Annotated in this window: 18 protein-coding genes and 1 tRNA gene; 4 read left to right on the top strand and 15 right to left on the bottom strand. The window is 72.6% G+C overall.

Annotated features, from left to right (window positions below; translation table 11 throughout):
* Positions 1 to 55: 55 nt before the first annotated feature.
* The 6 genes from GGQ55_RS12795 to GGQ55_RS12770 form a co-directional block, all read right to left on the bottom strand.
* Positions 56 to 1,555 carry a sugar transferase gene (locus GGQ55_RS12795; RefSeq protein WP_179717232.1) on the bottom strand — a complete coding sequence of 500 codons (1,500 nt, stop codon included), beginning with the start codon at positions 1,553 to 1,555 and terminating at the stop codon, positions 56 to 58.
* Positions 1,556 to 1,740: 185 nt separating this feature from the next.
* Positions 1,741 to 2,328, bottom strand: coding sequence for an aminoacyl-tRNA hydrolase (gene pth, locus GGQ55_RS12790; protein ID WP_179717230.1), 588 nt, complete (start codon positions 2,326 to 2,328; stop codon positions 1,741 to 1,743).
* Positions 2,329 to 2,389: 61 nt separating this feature from the next.
* On the bottom strand, positions 2,390 to 3,103 hold the full coding sequence (locus GGQ55_RS12785) for a 50S ribosomal protein L25/general stress protein Ctc (protein WP_179717228.1): 714 nt from the start codon (positions 3,101 to 3,103) through the stop codon (positions 2,390 to 2,392).
* Between the two features lie 236 nt (positions 3,104 to 3,339).
* Complete coding sequence (locus tag GGQ55_RS12780; protein ID WP_179717226.1) at positions 3,340 to 4,323, bottom strand: ribose-phosphate diphosphokinase; 984 nt, start codon at positions 4,321 to 4,323, stop codon at positions 3,340 to 3,342.
* A 19-nt stretch (positions 4,324 to 4,342) separates the two neighbouring features.
* Positions 4,343 to 5,824, bottom strand: a complete 1,482-nt coding sequence (gene glmU, locus GGQ55_RS12775; RefSeq protein ID WP_366489204.1) for a bifunctional UDP-N-acetylglucosamine diphosphorylase/glucosamine-1-phosphate N-acetyltransferase GlmU — start codon at positions 5,822 to 5,824, stop codon at positions 4,343 to 4,345.
* A 32-nt stretch (positions 5,825 to 5,856) separates the two neighbouring features.
* Positions 5,857 to 5,932 (bottom strand) — tRNA-Gln (locus GGQ55_RS12770).
* A gap of 173 nt (positions 5,933 to 6,105) precedes the next feature.
* Here GGQ55_RS12770 and GGQ55_RS12765 point away from each other — a divergent pair.
* Both GGQ55_RS12765 and GGQ55_RS12760 read left to right on the top strand, forming a co-directional pair.
* Positions 6,106 to 7,101, top strand: a complete 996-nt coding sequence (locus tag GGQ55_RS12765; RefSeq protein WP_179717224.1) for an acyl-CoA desaturase — start codon at positions 6,106 to 6,108, stop codon at positions 7,099 to 7,101.
* A 79-nt stretch (positions 7,102 to 7,180) separates the two neighbouring features.
* On the top strand, positions 7,181 to 7,816 hold the full coding sequence (locus tag GGQ55_RS12760) for a TetR/AcrR family transcriptional regulator (protein WP_179717222.1): 636 nt from the start codon (positions 7,181 to 7,183) through the stop codon (positions 7,814 to 7,816).
* Here GGQ55_RS12760 and GGQ55_RS12755 read toward each other — a convergent pair.
* From GGQ55_RS12755 to GGQ55_RS12720, 8 genes are all read right to left on the bottom strand, one after another.
* A complete protein-coding gene (locus tag GGQ55_RS12755; RefSeq protein WP_179717220.1) occupies positions 7,813 to 8,781 on the bottom strand; it encodes a 4-(cytidine 5'-diphospho)-2-C-methyl-D-erythritol kinase in 969 nt (322 codons plus the stop codon). The two genes, GGQ55_RS12760 and GGQ55_RS12755, sit on opposite strands and share 4 nt — an antisense overlap.
* A gap of 78 nt (positions 8,782 to 8,859) precedes the next feature.
* Entirely contained in the window at positions 8,860 to 9,591 is a 732-nt protein-coding gene (gene rsmA, locus GGQ55_RS12750) for a 16S rRNA (adenine(1518)-N(6)/adenine(1519)-N(6))-dimethyltransferase RsmA (protein WP_366490346.1), read from the bottom strand.
* A 145-nt stretch (positions 9,592 to 9,736) separates the two neighbouring features.
* Positions 9,737 to 10,849, bottom strand: coding sequence for a resuscitation-promoting factor (locus GGQ55_RS26930; protein WP_179717218.1), 1,113 nt, complete (start codon positions 10,847 to 10,849; stop codon positions 9,737 to 9,739).
* Between the two features lie 283 nt (positions 10,850 to 11,132).
* Positions 11,133 to 11,972 (bottom strand): hypothetical protein, encoded by an 840-nt coding sequence (locus GGQ55_RS12740; protein ID WP_179717216.1) that lies wholly within the window; start codon positions 11,970 to 11,972, stop codon positions 11,133 to 11,135.
* Between the two features lie 38 nt (positions 11,973 to 12,010).
* On the bottom strand, positions 12,011 to 12,904 hold the full coding sequence (locus GGQ55_RS12735; RefSeq protein ID WP_179717214.1) for a TatD family hydrolase: 894 nt from the start codon (positions 12,902 to 12,904) through the stop codon (positions 12,011 to 12,013).
* On the bottom strand, positions 12,901 to 14,697 hold the full coding sequence (gene metG, locus GGQ55_RS12730; RefSeq protein WP_179717212.1) for a methionine--tRNA ligase: 1,797 nt from the start codon (positions 14,695 to 14,697) through the stop codon (positions 12,901 to 12,903). The genes GGQ55_RS12735 and metG overlap by 4 nt, the downstream gene beginning before the upstream one ends.
* Positions 14,698 to 14,734: 37 nt before the next feature.
* Complete coding sequence (locus tag GGQ55_RS12725; RefSeq protein ID WP_179717210.1) at positions 14,735 to 15,406, bottom strand: hypothetical protein; 672 nt, start codon at positions 15,404 to 15,406, stop codon at positions 14,735 to 14,737.
* 81 nt (positions 15,407 to 15,487) lie between these two features.
* On the bottom strand, positions 15,488 to 16,984 hold the full coding sequence (locus GGQ55_RS12720) for an amino acid permease (protein ID WP_179717208.1): 1,497 nt from the start codon (positions 16,982 to 16,984) through the stop codon (positions 15,488 to 15,490).
* A gap of 97 nt (positions 16,985 to 17,081) precedes the next feature.
* On the opposite strand from GGQ55_RS12720, the gene corA reads away from it, so the two are divergent.
* Together corA and GGQ55_RS12710 are read left to right on the top strand one after the other, a co-directional pair.
* A complete protein-coding gene (gene corA, locus GGQ55_RS12715; RefSeq protein ID WP_179717206.1) occupies positions 17,082 to 18,194 on the top strand; it encodes a magnesium/cobalt transporter CorA in 1,113 nt (370 codons plus the stop codon).
* Between the two features lie 151 nt (positions 18,195 to 18,345).
* Positions 18,346 to 19,284: a PDDEXK-like endonuclease domain-containing protein gene (locus GGQ55_RS12710; RefSeq protein ID WP_366489200.1), complete on the top strand. Its 939-nt coding sequence runs from the start codon at positions 18,346 to 18,348 to the stop codon at positions 19,282 to 19,284.
* A 65-nt stretch (positions 19,285 to 19,349) separates the two neighbouring features.
* Here the strand turns inward: GGQ55_RS12710 and rsmI are convergent, their stop codons facing one another.
* Complete coding sequence (gene rsmI / locus GGQ55_RS12705) at positions 19,350 to 20,201, bottom strand: 16S rRNA (cytidine(1402)-2'-O)-methyltransferase (RefSeq protein WP_179717204.1); 852 nt, start codon at positions 20,199 to 20,201, stop codon at positions 19,350 to 19,352.
* Between the last annotated feature and the right edge of the window lie 54 nt (positions 20,202 to 20,255).

Here is a 20,255-nt window from a genome sequence, read left to right as displayed (position 1 = left end):
TGATCACCCGTTCGCGCTGCCACCTCTCCCCCGCCGGGGTGAGGGGCCGCGGGCCTCAGTACGCGCCGTTGCGCGAGAGCACCGCCCGGCCGGTCTTCCAGAGGATGAGCAGGTCGAGGGCCAGCGACCAGTTCTCGACGTAGCGCAGGTCGAGGCGGACCGACTCCTCCCACGGCAGGTCGCTGCGGCCGGAGATCTGCCAGAGCCCGGTCAGGCCCGGCTTCACCAGCAGCCGGCGGCTGACCTGGGAGTCGTAGTTGGCCACCTCGCCGGGCAGCGGCGGGCGCGGACCCACCAGCGACATCGAACCGCCGAGGATGTTGAACAGCTGCGGCAGCTCGTCCAGCGACAGCCGGCGCAGCCAGCGGCCGACCGGGGTGATGCGCGGGTCGGCCCGGATCTTGAACAGCAGACCGTCGGAGATGTTGTCCTGGCGCAGCCTCTCCAGCTGCCGGTCGGCGTCGGCGACCATGCTGCGGAACTTCAGCATCGTGAACGACCGGCCGTTGATGCCGATCCGCTCCTGCCGGAAGAGGACGGGGCCGGAGCTGGTGCAGGCCACGGCAAGGGCGATGATCGCCATCACCGGGGCGAGCAGGAGCAGCGCGAAGCCGGCCACGGCGCGGTCGACGCCGCCCTTGACCACGCGCCGCCAGCCCTCGAAGCAGGGCTGCTCGACCGAGAGCAGCGGCAGCCCCTCGAACGGCCGGATGTGCAGCCGCGGCCCGGCGACCTCGATCAGGCCGGGCGCCACGAGCAGCTCGATCCCGGTGCCCTCGAGCTGCCAGGACAGCTGGCGGAGGTACTGGGCGGCGGTCTCGCTGGCGGAGGTCACCGCGATCGTGTCGGCGGAGAAGCGACCGGCGAAGGCGATCACGTCGTCCAGGCTGCCGACGGGCACACCGGCCTCCTCGCCGACGCGCACGCGGTCGGTCAGGGTGGTGCACGCGGCGACGACCTTCAGGCCCGCGTAGTTCTCGCGCTGGAGCCGCTCGACGAGCTCGAGGACGGCGCCGCCGCGGCCGACGACGACCACCCGCTTGGTGCAGCGGCCGACCGAGCGCAGCCGGCGCAGGTAGCACCGGGCGGCGTAGCGGCCGATCGCGGTGACGACGACGAGCGCCGGCATGGCGAGGACGACGAACGCCCGGCTGAGCTCGAGCACCATCGCGTAGGAGATGAAGCCGGTGATCGCGAGCAGCAGGAACCCGGCGCGGCCGACCCGGCGGTACTCGTCGCTGCCGGTGCCGAAGACGCGCTCGGAGTGGGCGCCGCTGATGCCGAGCAGCACCGGCCAGCCGACCACGAGGACGAGCGCGGACCAGAACAGGTTGCTCGAGGTGTCGAGCCCGCCGGGACGCGTGAAGACGACGGCCGCCCCGGCGACCGCAGCGGCCAGCGCCTCGAACGCGGCCAGAGCCGCGGAGTACTTCCGGACCCATGTCGGCGATGCGCGATGACCGAGCGATCGAGGTCGCGAGGCAGCGACCGATCCCCTCGGTGCATCGAGCAGCGGCAGCGCCCCAGAGCTGCGCTGGTGGTGCTCGAGCAGCATGACTTCCCCCGAACGTCGTGACACTCTGTAGTCAGAGCCATACCGAACGAGCGAATGCTTCGGCCCTCAGCAGGCCGTTCGTTCAAGATCTGGCTCGACGAGACTGCCACCCTCACACTGCGTCACTGCCGAGTCAATACAGGCTGTGACGCTTCACCCGTTCGGGAGGAGCATCACACGACGGGTCAGGCGCGGGTGTGGACCTCGTTCTGGGCGGCCTCGAGACCGCGGGCCAGCAGCAGTTCGACGGCGTCAGCGGCCTCGGCGATCAGGAACGGCAGTTCCTTGCGCTCGGTCGCGGAGAAGTCCTTGAGCACGAAGTCCGCGGGGTCCTGCCGGCCCGGCGGTCGGCCGATGCCGACGCGGACGCGGAGGTAGTCCTTGGTGCCGGTCGACCGGGTGATCGACCGCAGGCCGTTGTGACCCCCCTCGCCACCGCCCCGCTTGAGCCGGATGTTGGCGAAGTCGATGTCGAGCTCGTCGTGGACGACGACGAGGTCAGCGGGGTCGAGGTGGTGGTAGTCGAGCAGGCCGCGGACGGGGCCGCCGGACTCGTTCATGTACGTCGTGGGGCGCGCGAGGACGACGCGGCGGCCGGCCAACCGGCCCTCCCCGGACAGGGCGCGGGCCCGGGCGCCCTTCCCGGGCGTGAGCCGGATGCCGGCGCGGGAGCCGAGCTCCTCCAGGACCATCACGCCGACGTTGTGCCGGTTGCCCGCGTAGCCCGGGCCCGGGTTGCCGAGCCCGACGACCAGGAAGGGGCCTTCGGGCACGACGACGGGGGCGCCGGCGGTGCCGGCGCCCCCGCGGGTCGTGTTCTCGGTCAGCGGAGCCTCAGCTGTCGGCGGACTTCTCGGCCGACTCCATCGACTCGCCGCTGCCCTGGTCCAGCGGCTCGGGCACGACGTCGCCCTCGCCGGCGCCCTCGGCGGCCTCGCCGGACTCCTCGCGCTCGATGCCGGCCTCGGCCTCGGCCTCGGCGAGCTCGGCCTCGAGAGCCTCGGCGGACACGGCCGCCGACACGTTGACGACCAGCGCGTCGGCGTCGGTGAGCAGCGTGGCGCCGCGCGGCAGGTCCAGCTCGCCGGCGGTGACGCCCTGGCCGGCCTCGCGGCCGGTCACGTCGACCTCGATGTTCTCGGGGATGCTCGTCGCGGCGACCTGCACCGAGACGGTGTTGAGCTCGACGTTGACCAGCGTCTCGGGCGCGGCCTCGCCGATCACGTGGACCGGGACCTCGACGGTGACCTTCTCGCCGCGGCGGACGATGAGCAGGTCGGCGTGCTCGTGCTGGCGGGTCAGCGGGTCGCGCTGCACCGACTTGGTGAGCGCGAGCTGCTCCTTGCCGTCCAGGACGACGGTCAGCAGGGCGTTGGACCCGCCGTTGCGCAGCGCCGCGGCGAACTCGCGGGCCGGCAGCGACAGGTGGACGACGTCCTGGCCGTGCCCGTACAGGACGGCGGGGATGCGGCCGGCGCGGCGGGTCCGGCGGGCGCTGCCCTTGCCGAACTCGGTGCGCGGCTCGGCTTCGAGACGGTAGTCAGCCACGGTGGTGTGCTCCTCTGGTGCGGGTCTGGGCCGGCGTACGGCGCGCAGCACACCCGCGAACGGGCACACGCACGTCGATCACGGAGCGCACGCTCCCTCGCCGGGCTGTGCTTGATGGTACCCGCGCTCCGCACGGGTACGCGGCCAGGTGCCGTACCCCGGGTGGCGGCCGCCCTTCCCGGCTCCGCCTCGGGACCCCTCCGGGGCCCGCTCTGCGCAGCCGAGGATCAGCCCGCTTAGCTCGCTCCGCCGAACAGCGAGGTCACGCTGCCGTCCTCGAAGACCTCCTTGATCGCGCGGGCCAGGAGCGGCGCGATCGAGAGCACGGTCAGCTTGTCGAACTGGCGCTCGGGCTCGATGGGCAGCGTGTTGGTCACCACGACCTCGCTGACCTGGCTGTTCTTCAGCCGGTCGACGGCGGGGCCGGAGAGGACACCGTGGGTGGCCGCGACGATCACGTCGGTCGCGCCGGCCGCGAAGAGCGTCTCGGCGGCCGCGACGATCGTGCCGCCGGTGTCGATCATGTCGTCGACGAGGATGCAGGCCCGGCCCTCGACCATGCCGACCACGCGGTTGGCGACGGCCTGGTTGGGGCGGGTGACGTCGCGGGTCTTGTGGATGAACGCCAGCGGGGTGCCGCTGCCGAGCTTGTTCGTCCAGCGCTCGGCCATGCGGACACGACCGGAGTCCGGGGACACGACGGTGAGCTCGCGGTCGCCCCACTTCTCGCGGACGTGGGCGACGAGCAGGTCGATGGCGAACAGGTGGTCCACCGGCCCGTCGAAGAAGCCCTGGATCTGGTCGGTGTGCAGGTCGACGGCCATGAGCCGGTCGGCCCCGGCGACCTTGAACATGTCGGCGACCAGGCGCGCGGAGATGGGCTCGCGGCCGCGGTGCTTCTTGTCCTGCCGGGCGTAGGGGAAGAACGGGGCGACGACGGTGATCCGCTTGGCCGACGCGCGCTTGAGCGCGTCGACCATGATCAGCTGCTCCATGAGCCAGGTGTTGATCGGCGCGGTGTGGCTCTGGACGACGAAGGCGTCGCAGCCGCGTACCGACTCCTCGAACCGCACGAACAGCTCGCCGTTGGCGAACTCGTACGCGGCAGTGGGCGTCGGCGTGACGCCCAGGTGGCCGGCGATCTCGTCGGTGAGCTCGGGGTAGGCCCGGCCGGAGAAGAGCATCATGCTCTTGCTGGTGGTCTGCCGGATGGCGCTCATCGCTCGTCCGCCCTCACTGTCATGCCGTGGTGGAACCCCCGGGAGAGCCGGTGTCCGATGCCGCCCGCGCTTCGGCCGCCTCGGCGGCTTCGGCCGCGGGTGACCCGGCTCGGCGGCGGCGTACCCAGCCTCCCACATTCCGCTGCTGCGCCCGCGCGACGGCCATGGCTCCGGGTGGGACATCGGACACGATGACCGATCCCGCCGCGGTGTAGGCGCCGTCCCCGATGGTGACCGGCGCGACCAGCATCGTGTCCGAGCCGATGCGCACGTGGTCGCCCACGGTCGTGTGGTGCTTGGCCACGCCGTCGTAGTTGACGAACACCGTCGCCGCCCCGATGTTGGCGCCGCGGCCGATGGTGGCGTCCCCGACGTAGGACAGGTGCGGCACCTTCGAGTTCTCGCCGACGTCGGCGTTCTTGGTCTCCACGAAGGCGCCGACCTTCGCCCCACGGCCCAGCCGCGTCCCCGGCCGCAGGTAGCTGAACGGGCCGACCGACGCCTGCGCGCCGAGGACCGCTCCGGAGCAGTGCGAGCGGACGACGCTGGCCCCCTCGCCGACCTCGCAGTCGGTGAGCGTGGTGTCCGGCCCGACGACGGCGCCGGTGGCGACGGCGGTGCGCCCGAGCAGCTGCGTGCCGGGCTGCAGGACGGCGTCCGGCGCGACCGACGCGGTGACGTCGACCCACGTGGTCGCCGGGTCGACGACCGTGACGCCGGAGAGCATCAGCTCGTCGAGCACCCGGTCGTTGAGCAGCCGGCGGCGAGCGGCGAGCTCGCGGCGGTCGTTGCAGCCCAGGATGTCGTCCGGGTCCCCGGCGACGACGCCGCCCACCTGCGCGCCGTCGGCCACGAGCAGCCCGACGACGTCGGTGAGGTACTGCTCGCCCTGGTCGTTGTCCTCGCCGACCCGGCCGAGCGCGTCCCGCAGGGCGGCGGCGTTGCCGACGTAGACGCCGGCGTTCACCTCGCGGATCGCCCGCTGCTCGGGGGTGGCGTCGCGTTCCTCGACGATCGCGACGACCGTGCCGTCGTCCCCCCGGACGATGCGCCCCAGCCCCGTCGGGTCGTCGACCTCCGCGGTGAGCACGGTCAGGACGTCGCCCGCCGCCGCGGAGGCCTGCACGAGGGCGGCGAGGGTAGCGGTGCGCAGCAGCGGTGAGTCGCCGTTGACGATGAGCACCCGGCCGGCGAGGTCGGGCAGCGCCTCGAGGGCGACCGCGGCGGCGTGGCCCGAGCCCCGCTGCTCCTTCTGCTCGGCCGGGACGGCCTGCGGCGCGATCGCGGCGAGGTGCTCCTCGACCACCTCCCGTCCGGCGCCCACGACCACGACGGTGTGCTCCGCGCCCAGCGGCTCGGTGGCGGCCAGCACGTGCCCGAGCAGCGAGCGCCCGCAGAGGTCGTGCAGCACCTTCGGGGTCGCCGACTTCATGCGGGTGCCCTGGCCGGCGGCGAGGACGACGACGGCTGCCACCGCCGTCGGGGAGGGCTGGGCGCTCACGGATCTCCTCGTGATCGGGCTGTGCTCTGCGGTGGCTGGGGGACTCGGACTCGAACCGAGACTTCCCGGCTCCAAAGGCCGGCGGGCTGCCGATTACCCCATCCCCCACCGCGCCGGACGGACCGGCGTCTGCGCCGAGCCTAGGACCGCTCCCCGCAACGGGCAGCGAGGGCCGAATGGCGAGACTCCCTACGGACACGTAGGTTACGGGGACGTAGCTTCTGCCGGCGGTCCTTCCGCCGGCTTTCCCTTGTCCGCCCCCACGCTCCCCCGGAGGCCCCTTGTCCGCTCCCGCTCTCGACCGGCCCACGACCCGTCCGCGGGTCCCCCGGCCGGCCGGTCCCGCCGCCCCGGACGCCGGTCTGCCGGCCAACGCCCTCGGCGCCGAGAAGGGAGCGGTCGAGCAGATAGCGCTCTACGCCTTCGTGCTCGTGCCCTTCCTCGCCCTCGCCGCGGTGGTGCCCGCGGTGTGGGGCTGGGGTCTGTCCTGGACCGACGTCTCGCTGTTCGTCGCCTTCTACGTGGTCGGGTGCCTCGGCATCACGGTCGGCTACCACCGCTACTTCACGCACGGCTCGTTCAAGGCGAACAAGGCGCTGCGGATCGCGCTGGCGATCGCGGGCTCCGTCGCCGTCCAGGGGCCGGTCGTCCAGTGGGTCGCCGACCACCGCCGGCACCACGCGTTCTCCGACCGGGCCGGCGACCCGCACTCCCCGTGGCGCTACGGCGACGACCTGCGGGCCCTGGCCAAGGGCATGTTCTGGGCGCACATCGGCTGGCTCTTCGACCGCCGGCAGACCAACCCCGCCCGCTACGCCCCCGACCTGCTCAAGGACACCGCCCTGCGCCGCACCAGCCGGCTGTTCGTCCTCTGGGCCGGGCTCGGCCTGTTCCTGCCTGCGCTCATCGGCGGCCTGGTCACGATGAGCTGGACCGGCGCCTGGACGGCGTTCTTCTGGGCCGGCCTGGTGCGCGTCGCGCTGCTGCACCACGTCACGTGGTCGATCAACTCGATCTGCCACACGGTGGGATCGCGGCCGTTCGCCGCCCGCGACAGGTCCACGAACTTCTGGCCGCTGGCGATCCTCAGCGCGGGCGAGTCCTGGCACAACCTGCACCACGCCGACCCGACCTGCGCCCGGCACGGCGTGCTCCGGGGCCAGATCGACATCAGCGCCCGGACCATCTGGATCTTCGAGAAGCTCGGCTGGGCGCGCGACGTGAAGTGGCCGGACCCGGTCCGGCTCGCGGCCAAGCGTCAGGTGCCGGCTTCCTGACCGATCACCTCCTCCGCCCGGGCGACCCGCTGACCGCCGGACGCCCGGGCGGAGTGCGTCTCGGGGGACGATGGGCCGCATGACCAGCAGCGCAGGGCGGCCCCGCGTCCGGATGACCGGTGCGCAGCGCCGTCAGCAGCTGCTCGACATCGGCCGCGAGCTCTTCGGCCAGAAGGGCTACGAGGCCACCTCCATCGAGGAGGTCGCCGCCCGCGCCGACGTCAGCAAGCCGGTCGTCTACGAGCACTTCGGGGGCAAGGAGGGGCTGTACGCCGTCGTCGTCGACCGGGAGATGCAGCTGCTGCTCGACCGGTTCACCTCCGCGCTGTCGGCCCCGGGCTCGCCGCGCGAGCTGCTCGAGCGGGCCGCGCTCGTGCTGCTGGACTACATCGAGGACGACACCGACGGCTTCCGGGTGCTCACCCGGGACTCCCCCGTCACGAGCGGGACCGGCACCTTCTCGTCGCTGATCGGCGAGGTGGCCCGCAAGGTCGAGCACATCCTCGGCGACCAGTTCGCCGGCCGCGGCTACGACCCCCAGCTCGCCGAGCTCTACAGCCAGGCGCTCGTCGGCATGGTCGCGCTGGTCGGCCAGTGGTGGCTGGACACGCGGTCACCGGGCAAGCGGGAGGTGGCCGCGCACCTGGTCAACCTCGCCTACAACGGGCTCTCGCACCTCGACCCGACCCCCGGCCTGGTCGAGAAGAGCTCCTAACCGACGAGGCGGGCCCCGGGCACGGGGCCGTGCACGACCCGGACGGTGCGGAAGACCCCCTCGCCGGCGAGGGTGGCGGCCAGCCGGACGGCGGTGTCCTCGTCCTCGGCCAGGGCCGCGACGGTGGGCCCGGAGCCGCTGAGGAACGCGTTCAGCGCCCCGGCGTCGGTGGCCGCCGTGAGCGCGCGCCGCAGTTCCGGGCGCAGCGCGATCGCCGGCGCCTCCAGGTCGTTGGTCAGCGCCTCGGCGAGGGCGGACGGCGGACCGTTGGACAGCGCCGCGATCACCGGCTGCGGCGAGGGCAGCTCGGTGCCGTCGGGCAGTCGCCCGGTGGCGCGCAGCCGGTCGAGCTCGGCGTAGACGGACGGCGTCGACAGCCCCTCGCGGGCGATGCCGAGCACCCAGTGGGTCTGCCGGCGGGCGAGCACCGGCGACAGCCGCTCCCCCCGCCCGCTACCGAGGGCCACGCCGCCGAGCAGGCTGAACGGGACGTCGCTGCCCAGCTGCGCGGCCAGCCCCGCGAGCTCCCCGCGGGTCGCGCCGGTGTTCCAGAGCGCGTCGAGGGCGACCAGCGCCGCCGCGGCGTCCGCGCTGCCGCCGGCCAGACCCGCGGCCGCCGGGATCGCCTTGGCGATGTCGATGGCGGCACGCGCCTTGACCCCTGACTGCTCGGCGAGCAGCACCGCCGCCCGCCAGACCAGGTTGCGCCGGTCCGTGGGAACGCGGTCGACGCCGGGCTCGGCGGTCGTGCCCTCCCCCGACACGGTCAGCGACAACCCCTCGGCCGGCCGGACGGTGACCGTGTCGAACAGCGAGACGGCGAGGAACACCGTCTGCAGGTCGTGGTAGCCGTCGGGGCGCAGCGGGGCGATCGACAGGTGCACGTTCACCTTCGCCGGCGCACGGGCCACCACGGCTCCGCCCCCGGTGATCCGCCCCGGGCCGCCCGACGTCGACCAGCTCACGCGACCTCCTCGCTGGCGCTCGTCAGCCGCGTTCGCGGCGCTGCTGTGCCCATGCGTGAGCTCGCAAGCTCGCTCACGTCATCCATCCTGCGGCACGGTGCCGGCCAGGCGGGTGAAGTCCTCGACCGAGAGCTGTTCCCCCCGCGCGTGCGGATCGATTCCCGCGGCCCTCAGCCGCGCCTCCGCGGCCGCGGGGCTCCCGGCCCAGCGGGCCAGCGCGGAGCGCAGGCTCTTGCGCCGCATGGCGAAGGCGGCGTCGACGACGGCGAAGGTGGCGGCGCGGTCCCCGGGCGGCGGCGGACGGCGGTCGAGGGCCACCAGCCCCGAGTCGACGTTGGGCTCGGGCCAGAACACCCGCCGTCCGATCGATCCCGCGCGGCGCACCGAGCCGTACCAGGCGGCCTTGACCGAGGGCACGCCGTAGGCCGACGTCCCCGGCCCCGCGGCGAGCCGCTCGGCGACCTCGGCCTGCACCAGCACGAGCGCCCGGCGCAGCGTGGGCAGCAGCTCCAGCAGGTGCAGCAGCACCGGGACGGCCACGTTGTAGGGCAGGTTCGCGACCAGCGCCGTCGGCGGCGGGCCGGGCAGCGCGTCGACGCGCAGGGCGTCGGCCTCCACCACGCTCAGCCGGTCGGCCAGCGCCGGCAGCCGGTCGGCCACGGTGCGCGGCAGCTGCGCGGCCAGGCGGGGATCGATCTCGACCGCGACGACCGACGCGGCGGCCGGCAGCAGCCCGAGGGTCAGCGAGCCCAGGCCCGGGCCGACCTCGAGGACGACGTCGTCCTCCCGCAGCTCCGCCGTCCGGACGATCCGGCGGATCGTGTTGGCGTCGTGCAGGAAGTTCTGCCCGAGCGTCTTGGTCGGCCGCAGCTCCAGCTGCCGGGCCAGGTCGCGGATCGCGGCCGGGCCCAGCAGTCCGTCACCGGCCTCCGGGGTGGTGCTCAGCGCCGTCCGATCAGTCGAACAGGTGCTTGCCGCAGGCCGGCCACGGCGAGGCGCCGCGGGCGGCGTAGGTCTTCTCGCCGATCGCGATCTGCTGCTCGCGGGTGGCCAGGTCGGGCCGCGGAGCGTAGGCGTCGCCGCCGTAGGCGTTCCACGTCGAGATGTTGTACTGCAGCCCGCCGTAGTAGCCGTTGCCGGTGTTGATGGCCCAGTTCCCGCCCGCCTCGCACTTGGCGAGGGCGTCCCAGTTGAGGCCGCTGCTCGAGCCCGGGGGGACGGCGCCGGTGTTCGCCGGCTTGGCCTTGGTGCCGACGGTGACCTGCTCGTCGACCGGCTGCGTGGTGACCGTGGAGGAGAGCTGCTCGCGGGCGGTCTCGACGCCGTCGGTGACGGTCACGCGGTAGACCGTCGTCGTCTGGCCGTCGACGCCGGGCACGGTGACCGTCGTGTCGCCCTTGTCGGCGTTCGGGTCCTGCGTCTCGACCCGGCCGTGCGGGATGGGGGTGGTCTCGGTGACCTCGTTGACCTGCACCCGGTAGACCTGCAGCCGCATCTTGTCCAGCAGCGCCTGGGTCGGGTAGAGGCTGGTGCGGTCGGTCTGGCCGAGCGAGATGCCCTGCTCGGCGAGCAGGTCGCCGGCGGTGGCGGCCGTCGTCGTCACCACGCGCTGCTGACCGTCGGCGATCAGCGTGATGTTCTTCGGCGTCGTGATCGACAGCTGCATGCCGCGCAGCGGGAGCCGCTCGCTGCGGCTGGCGGACAGCACGAGGTCGTCGGCGCGGTACCCGAGCTGGTCGAGCGCCTCGTCGACGGACAGCGCGGTGACGTAGACGTCCTTCTGCACGCCGTCGACGGTCAGCTCGAGGTGCCGGGCCCGGTTGAGGACGACGGTGTCGCCGTCGGAGACGGGAGCGTCCTCGGCGGGGAGGACGACGTCGTGCGCGGCCGGGGCCAGACCCTCGTCCTCCAGCACCTCGCCGACGGTGCCCGCGTAGGTGCTGACCGAACGGGACTGCCCGTCGACGGTCAGGGTCAGCGACTTCTGGGCCAGGTAGTAGGCCACGGAGCCGCCGACGAGCCCCACGAGCACGAGGGCGAAGAGGCTGAGCTGGAGGGATCGGCGCACGAGACTTCCACAGGATCACGGGACCCGGGCAGGAGTCGGGCCGCGCGCGACCGGGGCGAGGCCCAGGTCGGTGAACGCCGCCCGGGTTCGGTCTCCACCCCGGCTGTCAGTCACGACACGATAACGAACACGGTGCGTCGGGCAAGATGCGCAATCAGTAAATCAACGGATCGCCATGTCGCTTCGTGGGCGCGCCGTCACGTCAAGTAACCGCCGTGCCGTGTGCGCCTGCTGAGACCACTGCGCAGGGTGAGGCCGGTGGGGTGAGCAAACCCACAGGGCCTCAGCCGGCGAGTGCCCTTGCGGAGGACCGGACCGGCCGCAGCCAGGTGAGCAGGAAGCCGGCGACCGCGAGGCCGGCCGCGAGCGCCGAGAACCCGCCGGCGACGGACGCGACGGGGAGCAGGTCGAAGCCCTCGGTGACCTCGTCCCCGCGGTCGATGCCGGCCACGAGGAGCAGCGCGCCGAGGGGCAGCAGCGCGAGCACGCTGGTGGCCGCCGTCACGAGGTGCGCGGTCCAGGTGCGCAGGGCCTCGTCCACCGGGACGTCGGCGCCCTCGGCGGGCAGCGGCCGCACCAGCACGCGCAGCAGGGCGAGCTCGGCCAGCGCCCAGGCGGCCAGCGGGACCACGAGCGCGACCCAGCCCACGGGATCGGCCAGGTGGCCGCTGCGCCACAGGACGAGGTCGCCGATCACCTCGGCGACCACCACGGCGCGCATCGTGAACAGCAGCCAGAGCGAGATCTGGTCGCTGCGGCGCGGGCGGCGGGCCGGGGTGGCGATCTCCCAGCGCGGCCGCGGACGGGTGACCTCGGCCAGCAGGACGCCGATCAGCAGCCCGATCACCAGGGCGGGCACCCACAGGAAGACCGACGCCTCGGCGAACAGGACGACGCTGACCACGATGCCGATCAGCCCGAGCAGCCAGCCCAGCCGACGGACGCGGCGGGCGTGCAGGGCCTGCCGGCGCAGCACCGCGGTGCCGGCCTCGGTCGGGGCGGCGAACTCGACGGCCGCCGCGGCGACGGCACGTCGGTCGGCCGCGAGCCACCACGCGCGCGCGAGCAGCACGCCGGGCACCAGCACGGCGATGAAGAGCACGACGGCGATGAGGCGGCCCACGGGCCCAGTGTGCCTCGCTTCGCTGCGTGTCGGGGCGCCTACTCTCCCCAGGTTCCGAACACGCGCAGCGCGGTGCTGGTCAGCGCCTCGCACAGCGGCGCGAGCTCGATCCCGGTCGCCTCGGCCAGCGCGCGGACGGTGTGCGGCACCAGCCGGGAGGCGTTGGGCCGCCCGCGGTAGGGCACCGGCGTGAGGAACGGCGCGTCGGTCTCGACCAGCAGCTGGTCGGCCGGTGTCAGGGCGGCCGCTTCCCGCAGGTAGCCGGCGTTGGCGAAGGTGAGCGTGCCGGCGAAGGACAGCACGTACCCGCGCTCCACGCAGGCCTTGGCGAAGGCGACGTCACCGGAGAAGCAGTGGAAGACCGTGTGCTCGGGGGCACCCTCGTCCTCGAGCACCGCGAGGATCTCCTCGTGGGCGTCGCGGTCGTGGATGACCAGCGCCAGCCCGTGCTCCTTGGCGATGCGGATGTGCGCCCGGAACGACGCCTCCTGCGCCGCCCAGCCCTCCGGACCGGTGCGGAACCGGTCGAGCCCGGTCTCGCCGATCGCCCGCACGCGCGGCAGGGCGGCCAGCCGGTCGATCTCGGCGAGGGCGTCGTCGTCCGCCCGCCCGTCGCCGGCCTCGTTGGGGTGGATGGCCACCGCCGCGAGCACCTGCGGGTGCCGGTCGGCCAGCCCGGCCGACCAGCGGGACGACGGCACGTCCACCCCGACCTGCACCAGCCGAGGGATGCCGACGGCCGCCGCGGCGGCGATCTCCGCGCCGACGGCCTCGTCGTCCGGCCAGCCCTCGTCACCCGCGCCGTGGGCCGGGCGCTCCCCCACCACGATGTCGAGGTGGGTGTGGCTGTCCAGGGCCGGGGACGGCAGCGGCTCCGGGTCGGGCGGGAGCTCCCCGCGCCGGTTGGCACGGGACGCGGAACTGCGGCTCACTTCGCCTCGGCCTCCAGGCGGGCCAGCTCCTCCTCCACCACCGACTCGTCGAGCTTCTTGAACACCGGCGTCGGCGGCTGCAGCGGCGTGCCGGCCTCGAGCGGCCGGGACGCCCACACGGCCCCGGCCGCGTCGTAGTCGCCGGTGATGATCGGGTACGGCGAGCCGTCGTCGAGGTCCTCGGTCTCCACGACCTGCGGAGCCGGGGACCACACGCCGGTGCCGCCGAGCAGCTCGTGCACCTTCTGCGCCGAGTGCGGGAGGAACGGGGTCAGCAGCGTGTTGCAGTCGCTGACCGCCTGCAGCGCGGTGTGCAGCACGGTGTCCCGGCGGGCCGGGTCCTCCTTGAGCTTCCACGGCGCCTGGTCGGACAGGTACTTGTTCGCCTCGCCGACGACCCGCATCGCCTCGGTGGCCGCGGCCTTCTGCCGGTTGCGGCCCAGCAGGTCGCCGATCGTGCCGAAGGCGGTCTGGGTCGTGGCCAGCAGCGCGCGGTCGGCGTCGGTGAGGTCGCCCGGCGTCGGGACGGCGCCGACGTTCTTGGCAGCCAGCGAGACGCTGCGGTTGACCAGGTTGCCCCAGCCCGCGACCAGCTCGTCGTTGTTGCGGCGGCGGAACTCCGACCAGGTGAAGTCGGTGTCCTGGGTCTCCGGCCCCGCGACGGCGATGAAGTAGCGCAGCGCATCGGCGTCGTAGCGGGCCAGGAAGTCGCGGACGTAGATGACCACCTGGCGGCTGCTGGAGAACTTGCGGCCCTCCATCGTGAGGAACTCGCTGGAGACCACCTCGGTCGGCAGGTTGAGCCGGCCGAGGTCGCCGGGGGTGCCGCCCTTGTCGCCCTCGCCGTTGTAGCCCTGGAGCTGCGCGGGCCAGATCTCGGCGTGGAAGACGATGTTGTCCTTGCCCATGAAGTAGTAGGCGCCGCTGTCCGGCGTCTGCCACCACTGCCGCCACGCCTCGGGGTCGCCGGACCGGCGGGCCCACTCGATCGACGCGGACAGGTAGCCGACGACGGCGTCGAACCACACGTAGATCCGCTTGTCCGGCCGGTCGATCCAGCCCTCCAAGGGCACCCGCACGCCCCAGTCGATGTCGCGGGTGTAGCTGCGCGGCTTGAGGTCGTCGAGCAGGTTCTTCGCGAAGTTGAGCACGTTGGGCCGCCAGCCCTGGCGGCTGTCGAGCCAGTCGCCGAGGGACTTGGTGAACGCCGGCAGGTCGAGGAAGTAGTGCTCCTCCTCGACGAACTTCGGGGTCTCGCCGTTGATCCGGCTGACCGGGTTGATCAGGTCGGTCGGGTCGAGCTGGTTGCCGCAGTTGTCGCACTGGTCGCCGCGGGCGCCGTCGTAGCCGCAGATCGGGCAGGTGCCCTCGATGTAGCGGTCGGGCAGGGTGCGCCCGGTCGAAGGGCTGATCGCGCCGAGCGTCGTCCTCGGGAAGACGTACCCGTTCTTGAGCAGGCCGAGGAAGATCTCCTGGCTGATCGCGGCATGGTTGGCCGTCGTCGTCCTGGTGAACAGGTCGTAGGACAGCCCCAGGCTCGCCAGGTCGTTGACGATGATCCGGTTGTTGCGGTCGGCGATCTCCCGCGGCGTGACGCCCTCGGCGTCGGCCGCGACGGTGATCGGCGTGCCGTGCTCGTCGGTGCCGCTGACCATCAGCACCCGGTTGCCGGCCATCCGCTGGTAGCGGCTGAAGACGTCGGAGGGGACGCCGAAGCCGGAGACGTGGCCGATGTGCCGCGGGCCGTTGGCGTAGGGCCAGGCCACGGCGGTCAGGATGTGCCGATCACTCACATCACGAGAGTAGTGAGCGGCGTCGAGCGCTTTCCGCTCAGTGCGTGCTGGAGACCGTGCCGCCGGGGTTGCTGCCCGGGTCGTCGGTGCTCCCGCCGGCCGCCGGGACGCCGATCGCCGCGACCGCGGTCAGGACGACGCCGATGACGGCGAGGGTGCCCACGCACAGGTCGCGGTGGGACTTCGTGGGGTCGGCCCGGCGCTCGCGCGGCCGGGGGCCCTCCGCCACCCACGCGACGGCGGTCGGGGAGCCGGCGAGCAGCAGCTTGCCGACCGGGACGGCGAGGACGAGCAGCGCGACGGCGGGCAGCGGCAGGGCCGGCGGGATCGGCACCTCGCCGCGCGGGGTGAGCAGCGCGACGAAGAAGAGCACGGTGATCAGCACGAGCTCGCCGTAGGCGACCCCGGTGACCAGCCGGCGTCCGGCGCCGTCGATCAGCGTCGCGGCGCCGGCGGCGCACACCACGATCCAGCTCGCCAGGACGACCACCGAGCTCAGCACGATCGCGGGGCCGGGGCGGTGCACCGAGGAGAGGATGCCGTCGAGACCGGTGAGCGCCCCGGCGAGCAGGGCGACCGACTCGACGAGCGCGACGGCCGCCGTGGCGACCACGGTCATCGGCGGACGGGTGCGCCGCGGGGTCTCGACGTCCGTCGGGCGCGGCTGCGCTGCGCTGATGTCGCGGATGTCGATGGCGCTGATCGCCACGGGAGCTCCTCGGCCGGGGACTGCTGTCCCTGGTTGCGTCGGATCTCCCGCGGCGGCGCTGGACGCCCCGCGCGGGGGGTCTCACCCCTGGGGGTGAGACGCCACCTCCTCGCGCCGCTCGCCCGTGCCGCCCTTGGCGAGCCGGCTGTGCCGGTGGCTGTAGGCGAAGTAGAGGACCAGGCCGAGCACCATCCAGATGACGAACCGCAGCCAGGTCTCGCCGGGCAGGTTGAGCATCAGCCACAGGCAGGCCAGCGCCGAGACGATCGGCAGGACCGGCACCCACGGCACCCGGAAGGAGCGCGGCAGGTCGGGGCGGGTGCGGCGCAGCACGATCACGCCGATCGAGACCAGGATGAAGGCGAACAGCGTGCCGATGTTGACCAGCTCGGCGAGGGCGGAGATCGGCAGGAAGCCGGCCAGGAGGGCGACGACGATCCCGGTGCCGATGCTGATGCGGTAGGGCGTGCCCCACTTCGGGTGCACCTTGCCGATGGCCGGCGGGAGCAGCCGGTCGCGGCTCATCGCGAACAGCACCCGCGACTGGCCGAGCATGAGGATGAGCACCACCGAGGTCAGCCCGGCCAGGGCGCCGACGGAGATGAGGCTCGAGAAGAACGACAGGCCGACCGACTTGAACGCCTCGGCCAGCGGCGCGGCGACCGAGAGGTCCTGGTAGTTCTGCATGCCGACGACGACCAGCGACACGGCGACGTAGAGCAGCGTGCAGACCGCCAGCGAGCCGAGGATGCCGCGCGGCAGGTCGCGCTTCGGGTTCTTCGTCTCCTCCGCCGCCGTCGCCACGATGTCGAAGCCGATGAAGGCGAAGAAGACGATCGCGGCCCCGGCGAAGATGCCGCCGACGCCGAAGGTGCTGGGGGCGAAGCCGAACAGCGTCTGCACCAGCGGAGCGGCCAGCCCTCCGCCGTCCCCTTCCGGGGCCTTCGCCGGCGGGATGAACGGCGAGTAGTTCTCGGCCTTGATGTAGAAGAGCCCGACCACGATGACGAGCAGGACGATGACGACCTTGATCGCGACGATCACCGACGTGACCCGCGACGAGAGCTTGATCCCCAGCACGAGGACGCCGGTCATGATCAGGGCGATCGCGATGGCCGGGATGTTGACGACCGCGTTCTCCCCCGCCAGCGAGTCCGGCAGCGGGATGCCGATCACCCCGAGCAGCTGGTTCAGGTACTCCGACCAGCCGACCGAGACGGTCGCGGCGCCGAGGGCCAGTTCGAGGACGAGGTCCCAGCCGATGATCCAGGCGATGAACTCGCCGAGGGTCGCGTAGGAGAACGTGTAGGCGGAGCCCGCGACGGGGACCGTGGAGGCGAATTCGGCGTAGCAGAGCGCCGCCAGGCCGCAGACGATGCCGGCGACGACGAAGGAGATCGCCACCGCCGGGCCCGCGTCGGTCTTGGCCACCTCGCCGGTGAGCACGAAGATGCCGGTCCCGATGATCACGCCGACGCCGAAGACCGTGAGATCGAGGGCCGAGAGGTTCTTCTTGAGCTGGTGGTCGGGTTCCTCGGTATCGCGGATGGAGTCCTCGACGGACTTGATCCGGGCCACGGCGTCCTCCCTGCTCCCTGGGGGTGAGGGTGATCAACTTCCCCGGGCGCCTGGTGGGTAACCGCGACCTACGCTGGCGTGTCGACGAGGAGGGCTGATGAGCACCACGGATTCCGACGACCGGGCGGTGGGGGTTCCAGGGGTTCCGGGGGTTCCCCCGACCCGGCGTCCGCGACCGGCCGGGACGTCCCGGTGGCAGCCGGCCCCCCGCGACTCGGCGACGCCGGTCGTCGACTGCGCCGTCTACGTCGACGGGCAGCGGCAGCCGGAGGTCTCCGCCGACGACGCGCTGCAGGTGGCGACCGAGCGCGACGGCTTCGTCTGGCTCGGCCTGCACGAACCCACGCAGGAGGAGCTCGACCACATCGCGCAGCGCTACGAGCTGCACCCGCTGGCCGTGGAGGACGCCGTCGAGGCCCACCAGCGGCCGAAGCTGGAGAACTACGACGACGCGCTGTTCATGGTGCTCAAGACCGGGCGCTACGTGGAGCACGAGCACCTGACCGCGACGAGCGAGGTGGTCGACACCGGCGAGGTGATGGTCTTCCTCGGGCAGCACTACGTGATCACCGTCCGGCACGGCGACCACAGCGGGCTCAAGGAGCTGCGCCACCGCCTCGAGGGCCAGCGCGACCTGCTCTGCCTCGGGCCGTCGGCGGTGCTCTACGCGATCGCCGACCTGGTCATCGACAACTTCACCGACGTCGCCACCGACGTCGAGGAGGACGTCGCCGAGCTCGAGACCTCGGTGTTCAGCCCGGAGCGCACCGACGACGCCGCCCGGATCTACCAGCTCAAGCGCGAGCTGCTGCAGCTGCGGCGGGCCGTCGCGCCGCTGGAGATCCCGCTGACCAAGCTCGCCGAGCGGCAGATCGACGTCGTCCCGGACGAGATGCGCTCCTACTTCCGCGACGTCCTGGACCACGCGCTGCGCGTGCGCGACCAGGTGGCCTCGATGGACGAGCTGCTGTCCTCGATCCTGCAGGCCGCGCTGGCCCGGACCTCGCTGTCGGACAACGAGGACACGCGGAAGATCTCCGCCTGGGCCGCGATGATCGCCGTCCCGACCCTGATCACCGGCGTGTACGGGATGAACTTCCAGCACATGCCGGAGCTGAGCTGGCGCTGGGGCTATCCCGGGGTCCTCCTGCTGATCCTCGTCGTCTGCTGGTTCCTGTACCGCGGCTTCAAGCGCAACGGCTGGCTGTAGGGCGTCGCCACCCCAGGCATGGGAAGCCATACGTGCGTTCTCGGTGTGAAAACGCACGTATGGCTTCCCATGCCTGGAGGCGCGTAGGTCGGATCGGTCTCGGGCCTCATCCACAGACTTCCGGAGAGCGCTGCGCGAGGATGCCCGAACTGTGCAGGCTGCGCTGGTGGACTGGCGACAGGTGATCCGACAGACGCTCGCTGATCGCGGTGGACTGGCGACACGGCAACAGCTGCTCGAGCGGATCCCCGCTGTGGTCCTGGACGGCCACATCGGTCGGAAGAACCTCACGCGGGTGTTCCCGCACGTGTACCGCCTACGTGATGGCGCAGAGGACGAGATGACCTTGATGCGCGCTGCGCTCGCTCATGCCGCGCCCGGCGCAGCACTCAGCCACACCACCGCCCTCTTCGTCTGGGGCCTCTGGAGGTTCGAACGGCCGCTGCACCTGACCGTCGACCACGGCGTGCGGCGAGCCGGCGCTAGCGACCTGATCGTTCACCGACGACTTCGGTTCGACCCCACATCGACTCAGGTGGTGGAACGACGCGCCCTGCCCGTGACCACACTGCCGCGGACCATCGTCGACTCGTGGCCGCTCCTCCCGGTGCACGACCGGCGACCTCTGCTCCTCGACATCACCCGTCGAGGACTCACGACGGCAGATCTCGTGCGAGAAGCACTCACCGAGCGGCCCAACGTGGGGGGACGTCGACTTCTCCTGCAGACTCTCGACCTCATCGACGACGGCGTAGAGAGCGAACTCGAGGCACACGGCGTCCTCAATGTCTTCAGGCATCGCTCACTACCGCGGAGCGTCGGCCAGTACCGCCTTCCGTTGCTTTCCGGGACGGTCAAGCTGGATCGAGCCTGGCCGGAGGCGAAGCTCGCGATCGAACTCGATGGCGCGAGATACCACACGTCCCCGGAGGACCGCCGCCGCGATCTCGCCAGGGATCGAGAGCTGGCCGCTCTCGGCTGGGTGGTTCTGCGGTTCACGTTCGCAGATGTCCTGCGGGATCCGGACGGTGTGCGAGCCAAGGTGCTCGAGGTCTACCGCACCCGAATGGCCCAGCTGCGGGCCAGCTGACTCTCGAGGCATGGGAAGCAATACATGCGTTCTGGCGCGGAAAACGTATGTATGGCTTCCCATGCCTAGGGTGCCGAGGGCGACGGTTTCGAGGTGACGACGGCGTCGTAGACGGTGCGGCGCGGCAGGCCGGTCCGGACGACGACGGCGCGGATGGCGTCCTTGCGGGTCGCGCCCGCGGCCTCCTCCGCCGCGACCGCAGCCGCCAGCTCCTCGGTCGACAGCGCCACGGGCGCCGCCACCGCGCCGGCCACCACGAGCGTGATCTCGCCGCGCACCCCGTCGGCGGCCCACTCGGCGAGCTCGGCCAGCGGACCGCGGCGGATCTCCTCGTGCGTCTTGGTCAGCTCCCGGCACACCGCGGCAGGGCGGTCTGAACCGAACGCGGAGGCGGCATCACGCAGCGCGTCGGCCAGCCGGTGCGGCGACTCGAAGAAGACCATCGTGCGGCGCTCGTCGGCCAGGCCGGCCAGCCGCGACCGCCGCTCACCGCCGCGGCGCGGCAGGAAGCCCTCGAAGCAGAACCGGTCGCAGGGCAGCCCCGAGACGGCCAGCGCCGTCGTCACCGCCGACGGGCCGGGCACGGAGGTCACCAGGATCCCGGCCTCGATCGCGGCGCGGACCAACGTGTAGCCGGGATCGGAGACCGACGGCATGCCGGCGTCGGTGAGCAGCAGCACCGTCTGGCCCTCGGCGAGCGCGGCCAGCAGTCCGGGCAGCCGTGCGCGCTCGACCGACTCGTGGAAGGTGACGATCCGCCCGGTCAGCGAGACCTCGAGGTCCGAGGCGAGGCGGTGCAGCCGGCGGGTGTCCTCGACGGCGAGCACGTCGGCCGAGGCCATCGCCGCGCGCAGCCGAGGCCCCACGTCGCCGGGCTGCCCCAGCGGCGCGCCCCCGAGAACCAGCCGCCCGTCCACGCCGGTCAGCCTGTCATGACCATCCACTCAGGCAGCCCACTTACCCTGGCCCGC

Origin of the sequence: Petropleomorpha daqingensis (genome assembly GCF_013408985.1) — a bacterium.
GTDB classification, from domain to species: domain Bacteria; phylum Actinomycetota; class Actinomycetes; order Mycobacteriales; family Geodermatophilaceae; genus Petropleomorpha; species Petropleomorpha daqingensis.
The sequence above is the reverse complement of the archived record's forward strand: the minus strand, read 5'-3'. Positions and strand labels throughout refer to the sequence as shown.

Excerpts from the sequence above, each read along its gene's own strand:
- GGQ55_RS12795 (WP_179717232.1), bottom strand. The coding sequence starts at position 1,555 with ATGCTGCTCGAGCACCACCAGCGCAGCTCTGGGGCGCTGCCGCTGCTC.
- GGQ55_RS12780 (WP_179717226.1), bottom strand. The coding sequence starts at position 4,323 with ATGAGCGCCATCCGGCAGACCACCAGCAAGAGCATGATGCTCTTCTCC.
- GGQ55_RS12760 (WP_179717222.1), top strand. The coding sequence starts at position 7,181 with ATGACCAGCAGCGCAGGGCGGCCCCGCGTCCGGATGACCGGTGCGCAG.
- corA (WP_179717206.1), top strand. The coding sequence starts at position 17,082 with ATGAGCACCACGGATTCCGACGACCGGGCGGTGGGGGTTCCAGGGGTT.